The 5297-nt window shown below is 67.2% G+C and carries 6 protein-coding genes; all 6 read right to left on the reverse strand.

The annotated features are described in order from the left end of the window. Positions 1-137 precede the first annotated feature (137 nt). Entirely contained in the window at positions 138-416 is a 279-nt protein-coding gene (gene pqqD, locus QZ609_RS24240) for a pyrroloquinoline quinone biosynthesis peptide chaperone PqqD (protein WP_295500340.1), read from the reverse strand. After that, a complete protein-coding gene (gene pqqC, locus QZ609_RS24245; protein WP_295500351.1) occupies positions 413-1132 on the reverse strand; it encodes a pyrroloquinoline-quinone synthase PqqC in 720 nt (239 codons plus the stop codon). Before pqqC ends, pqqD begins: the two co-directional genes overlap by 4 nt. A gap of 13 nt (positions 1133-1145) precedes the next feature. Further along, positions 1146-2069, reverse strand: a complete 924-nt coding sequence (pqqB, locus tag QZ609_RS24250; RefSeq protein WP_295500343.1) for a pyrroloquinoline quinone biosynthesis protein PqqB — start codon at positions 2067-2069, stop codon at positions 1146-1148. 69 nt (positions 2070-2138) lie between these two features. Further along, complete coding sequence (pqqA, locus tag QZ609_RS24255; protein WP_295500354.1) at positions 2139-2213, reverse strand: pyrroloquinoline quinone precursor peptide PqqA; 75 nt, start codon at positions 2211-2213, stop codon at positions 2139-2141. 393 nt (positions 2214-2606) lie between these two features. After that, positions 2607-4589: a sigma-54-dependent Fis family transcriptional regulator gene (locus QZ609_RS24260; RefSeq protein WP_295500346.1), complete on the reverse strand. Its 1983-nt coding sequence runs from the start codon at positions 4587-4589 to the stop codon at positions 2607-2609. A 259-nt stretch (positions 4590-4848) separates the two neighbouring features. Beyond that, on the reverse strand, positions 4849-5297 hold a 449-nt coding region (locus tag QZ609_RS24265; protein ID WP_295500349.1), incomplete at its 5' end, for a DUF2214 family protein.

Below are 5297 nucleotides of genomic sequence, written 5' to 3' on the forward strand. Positions count from 1 at the left end.
CCGGAGGGCAAGGGGCAGATGGGCCGCATGGCGTCGTTGCGGCCGGCTTGCTTGGCAGACCCAAGCGGCGCCGTCCACGCCTAGCCCTGCGACCCATCTGCCCCTTGCGTGCGTACGTTCCATATGTGAACAGACCCCTAGTCCAGCCAGCCGCGCTGGTGCGCGTGGTCGATGAAGCGGTAGACGTCGGGGGCGAGGTCGGCCACGCTGAACAGCGCTTCCAGCTCGCCGATGATCTCGTCGAGCTCGCGCGAGCCGTCGCAGCGCACGAGGATCTCGCCCGCGCTCGGGTTGAGCTTGATCATGCCCTCCGGATACAGCAGCACGTAGGCCTGCTGCACCGGCTCCCATTGCAGCCGGAACAGCCGGCGCAGGCGCGGGCGCAGCGGGGCGCCGGGGGATTCGAGCGCGTTCATTCTGGATACGCCTGGCCGATCGCATCGAGCATCGACCACAGGATGTCGAGCTTGAACTGGAGGATGTCCAGCGCCCGCTGCTGGGCCTCGGGCGTGCGGAAATACGCCAGCGTGACGGCCAGGCCGTGCTCGACATCGCGCGTGGCCAGCGGAATGCGGCTGCGGAAATACTGCAGGCCATCCGCCGCCACCCACGGATACTGCGTGGGCCAGCCAGCCAGGCGCTCGCGGTGGATCTCGGGCGCAAACATCTCGGTAAGCGACGAGCACACCGCCTCCTGCCACGGCGCGCGCCGGGCGAAGTTGACGTAAGCATCCACGGCGAAGCGCACGCCCGGTAGCACATGCTGGAGCGACCACACTGCGTCGTGCGAGAGGCCCACCGCCTCGCCCAAGCGCGCCCAGGCCTCGATGCCGCCGGCGTTGTCGCCCAGGCCATCGTGATCATGGAGGCGGGCGATCCAGCGCCGGCGCGTTTCGCGGTCGGGGCAGTTGGAGAGGATCGCGGCATCCTTGAGCGGGATGTTGATCTGGTAATAGAAGCGGTTGGCCACCCAGCCGCGGATCTGCTCGGGCGAGCATTGCCCGCTGCGCATGCGCAGGTTGAACGGGTGGTAGATGTGATAGCGCGAGCCCAGCGCGCGCAGGCGCGCTTCGAACTCCTCCGCCGGCCACGGCGTGGCATGCGTAGCTTCGGACGGCAGCGGCGTATTGATGAGCATGTTCATATCAAACTCGGAATTGCATGCCGTCTCGCGCGACATCGATGCCGCGTGCGCGCATCTCGGCAAACGGGCCGGAATGCGGGTTGAGAATCGGATTGGTGTTGTTGATGTGGATGACGACCTTGTGTGTCGTCTTTGGCAGGGCGTCGAGCAGTTGGATCATGCCGGGCTCGCCATCGTGCGGGCATTGGGCCAAGTGACCCATGTCGGCTGCGTGGTGAGTCGACAGACCGAGGTCGATCATCTCGGTGGCCGACCAGAAGGTGCCGTCCACCAGCACCAGATCGGCCGATTGCATCGCCGCGCGGATCGCCGGCGAGGCCGTCTGCAGCCCCGGCGCATAGAAGGCGCGCGTGCCGCTGGCCACGTCTTCGATCAGCAGCGCGATGTTGTCGCCGGGCACCGCCAGCGCGCGGCGCGGCGAATACGGCGGCGCCTTGCTGTCGATCGGGATGGCGGTGATGCGCAGGCCGTCGACCAGCGGAATCGAAAACGGCTCACCCAGTACGATCGGATGGCGCTCCACGCCGCAGTAGTGGCCGAGCAGCGGAATCAGCGGCAGGCCGGTCGACAGATCGTCGAACACCGGTTCGCAGGCATACACCGGCAGCGGGCTGGTGCGCTCGCGCAGCATCAGCAGGCCGGTCACGTGGTCGATCTGCGCATCCACCAGCAGCACGGCGGCGATGCCGGTGTCGCGGATGGCGCGGGCCGGCTGCAGCTCCGGGTGCGCGCGCAATTGCGTCAGCAGATCGGGCGAGGCGTTGATGAGGACCCAGTCGACGCCGTCGTCGCTCACCGCAATCGACGATTGCGTGCGCGGGAGGATGTCGCCGGTGCCGTGGCGGGCGTGGGTGCAGTTGGCGCAGTTGCAGTTCCACTGCGGCAGGCCGCCGCCTGCGCCCGAGCCGAGAATCTTGATGATCATGGCCGATGCTCCGGGCGCCGCCGCACCCGTGGGTCACCTGCACCCCACGGGCGGACGGCGTTGCAGACCTTAACGGTGTGCGATGTACATCGTGATTTCGAAACCGAAGCGCATGTCGGTATAGGCGGGGGTGGTCCACTGCATGGTTTGTCTCCTTGAATGCGTTTTAGGGTTGATGCACCGCCCTGGAAGAACGGCTGGTAGGGTCAATGCAAGGCCTATGCCTGTCTCGGGCGTTGGCATGACATGCGGCGCGGGCGTGGCGCGCGATGGCGTGCCGGGGGCCTCCGCGAAGAAAAATGCGATGAGGGGAGCGATGCGCCCGCCGTTGCGGCTGGGTTGTGCTCACCCGCAGGCGGGTGGCTGCTCCGTTTTGGGACAGTGGTGTTGCAGGATGCAACACATGTGAGACAGCGGGGCGGGTGACACGGGCGGCATGGAGGCAGTCCGCCCCCACCGGTCAAGGGCGAACCGCAGCGCCCGCTTGGTAGCGGGGCTGCATGGCGTCGAGATGCGGAAAAGAGAACCTGCGAGGGGCTAGGTGTCGCTACCCGGGTTGGAGCCGCCGGGCATCTTCCGGTAGATCGTATTGCGCGAGATGCCCAGCGCGCGCGCCGCGGCCGAGACGTTGCCGCCATGCTGTGCAATGGCCTGGGCAATGGCGGAGGCCTCCACATCCTGCAGGCGCGTGGCCGGGGTAGCCTGGGCGGCGTCGGGCGCCGCAGCCTGTGGCGCGGCGGTGGCCGCACGGCGCAGGTCGTCGAAGAAATCGTCGGGCAGGTGCTCGCGCCGGATCTCGCCGTCGTCGTCGACCATGGCGGCGGCCGTGCGCAGCAGGTTGCCGAGCTGGCGGAAGTTGCCCGGCCACGTGCATTGCTCGAACAGCGCCATCACCTCGGGCGAGGCGGTCAGGCGCTGGCCATCGGTGCGCGCCAGCGACTCGCGCTGCAGCATGCGCTGGATCACGGTGGGCAGGTCGGTGCGCTCGCGCAGCGGCGGCAGCTTCACCACCAGGCCGTTGAGCCGGTAGTAGAGGTCTTCGCGGAAGGCGTTCTGCGCGATCATCTCGCGCAGGTCGCGGTGGGTCGCGCAGATGATGGCCACATCCACCGGGATCGACTTGGCCGAGCCGAGCGGGTTGACCACGCGCTCCTGCAGCACGCGCAACAGGCGCACCTGCAGCGGATACGGCATGTCGCCGATCTCGTCGAGGAACAGCGTACCGCCGTTGGCCTGCAGCAGCTTGCCGATGGCACCCTTGCGCCGCGCGCCGGAGAAGGCGCCTTCCTCATAGCCGAACAGCTCCGATTCGATCAGCGTTTCCGGGATCGACGCGCAGTTGATCGCCACGAACGGCGCGGCCTGGCGGGGGGAGTCGTTGTGGATGGCCTGGGCCAGCAGCTCCTTGCCGGTGCCGGTCTCGCCGTTGATGAGGATGGGGATGTCCTTGCCGATCACCTTGCGCACCTTGGCGATGACGCAGGCGACCTGCGGGTCGCCGGTGTCGAGGTAGTTCAGGCGCGACAGCATCTGGCCGGCGCTGGCCGCGCGGGCCGAGGCGGCGGCCTGCGCGACTTCGTTTTCGCGGCGGGTGCGCTCCGGCCAGCCGGTGTCGGCCAGCGTGGTGTGGCGGAATTCGGCGGTGGCGCACACCGTGGCATTGCTGTGCAGCGTGAGCGACAGATATTGCCCGTGGCTCGTGCGCAGCCGGTCGATCAGCTGCGAGCTGCCGATGTTGAACAGTGACGACAGCGAATGCGCACGCAGCGACGCCAGCGACAGCCCCAACTGGAACTGCGCACTGCGGTTGGCCGAGAGGAAGCGCCCATCCGTGGTGAAGGCGACGATGCCTTCCATGAGCGTGCCCAGGAACTCCGGCCGGCTGTGGAAGGCGATCTGCAGCGTGTTGCGGAAGGTGCTGGTGAACAGATGGTTCTCGATCATCTGCACCGACATCTTGGCCAGCGCCATGGTGTGCTGGTGGTAGCTGTGCTGGTCGCCCGTGACATCCAGCACGCCGGTCAGGTCGCCGTACGGGTCCAGGATCGGCACGCTGGAGCAGGTCAGGAAGTGGTTGGCGGCGAGGAAGTGCTGGTCACCATGGACCACGGTCGGGCAGCGCTCGGCGATGGCCGTGCCGATGGCGTTGGTGCCCTGGCGCTGCTCGGCCCAGTTGGCGCCGGGGCGCAGCGCGACCTTCTCGGCGCGCTGCAGGAAATCGTCGTCGCCGATGGAGTGGAGGATCAGGCCTTGCGCATCGGTCAACACGATCATGCTCTGCGTGTTGGCGATCTGCTCGCGCAGCGTTTCCATCACGGGCAGCGCGTGCGCATACAGCGCGCGGCTCTGCTCGATCTTGAGGTTGAGCTCGGGGCTGGGCAGGACGTCGTAGTCCGGCCGGGTGGTGGTGTGCAGCCCGAAAATTTCCGAACGCTCGTGCGCCTTCTGGATGGTCGGCGCCAGCCAGCCGGGCCCATGGGCCGCCAACGGGCTGCCGCCATGAAGGGCGTCATTGCGCATGGTGTCTCCTCCTAACGGGGTTCCGGTCATGTCGCCGGAATCAGTAGGAGGATTTTCAAGCAAACTTCACGCCAGATCGTCGCGTCTGTCGGGTGAAGTCGAGGGAATGCGGGTTGTCGCGGGGTCACCCCCGGCAATTTCGTGCTGCCGATTCGGGACGTGCGCTAAACGTATCGTCGCTGCAACACCGAACCGGTTGCCGCGCCGCGGGCCATGCGGCAAACGCCCCATGGGCCGGGGCGTTCACGCAAGCGATTGCCTACATGCCGATGCCGCGCGCCATCAGTACCGCCGCCAGCGGAATGAAGATGATCAGGTGCGACTCGATCATGACCCAGCGGCGCACCTTGGCAATCTCGGCCGGCGTGGGCACGAAGTCGGGCAGCGTCTTGCCTTGCTTCTTCCAGCGCAGGATGGCGACGGTGGGCATGATCGACAGCAGCCCGACCAGGATGTACAGCCCGATCTTGACGTGGAAGACAGGGTTATGCAGATAGAACGCCGCGCCCTTGGCGCCGTAGAGCACGCGCAGCACGCCGGTCACCAGCACGGCCAATGCCGCCATGCCGAAGACGGCGTCATAGCGCGCCAGCCGACGGCGGATCTCGGGCGTCATGTCCGGCCGCAGCACCACGGCCTCGGCGGTAAGGAACACGATCAGCGTGAAGATCGAGATGTAATGCAGGTAAGCCAGCAACGCATCAAGCC

Source organism: uncultured Ralstonia sp. (assembly GCA_913056305.1).
Taxonomy (GTDB): domain Bacteria; phylum Pseudomonadota; class Gammaproteobacteria; order Burkholderiales; family Burkholderiaceae; genus Ralstonia.

What these genes read in the sequence shown, in the direction of transcription:
- pqqD (WP_295500340.1), bottom strand. Translation starts at nt 416, where the DNA reads ATGAACGCGCTCGAATCCCCCGGCGCCCCGCTGCGCCCGCGCCTGCGC.
- pqqB (WP_295500343.1), bottom strand. Translation starts at nt 2,069, where the DNA reads ATGATCATCAAGATTCTCGGCTCGGGCGCAGGCGGCGGCCTGCCGCAG.
- QZ609_RS24260 (WP_295500346.1), bottom strand. Translation starts at nt 4,589, where the DNA reads ATGCGCAATGACGCCCTTCATGGCGGCAGCCCGTTGGCGGCCCATGGG.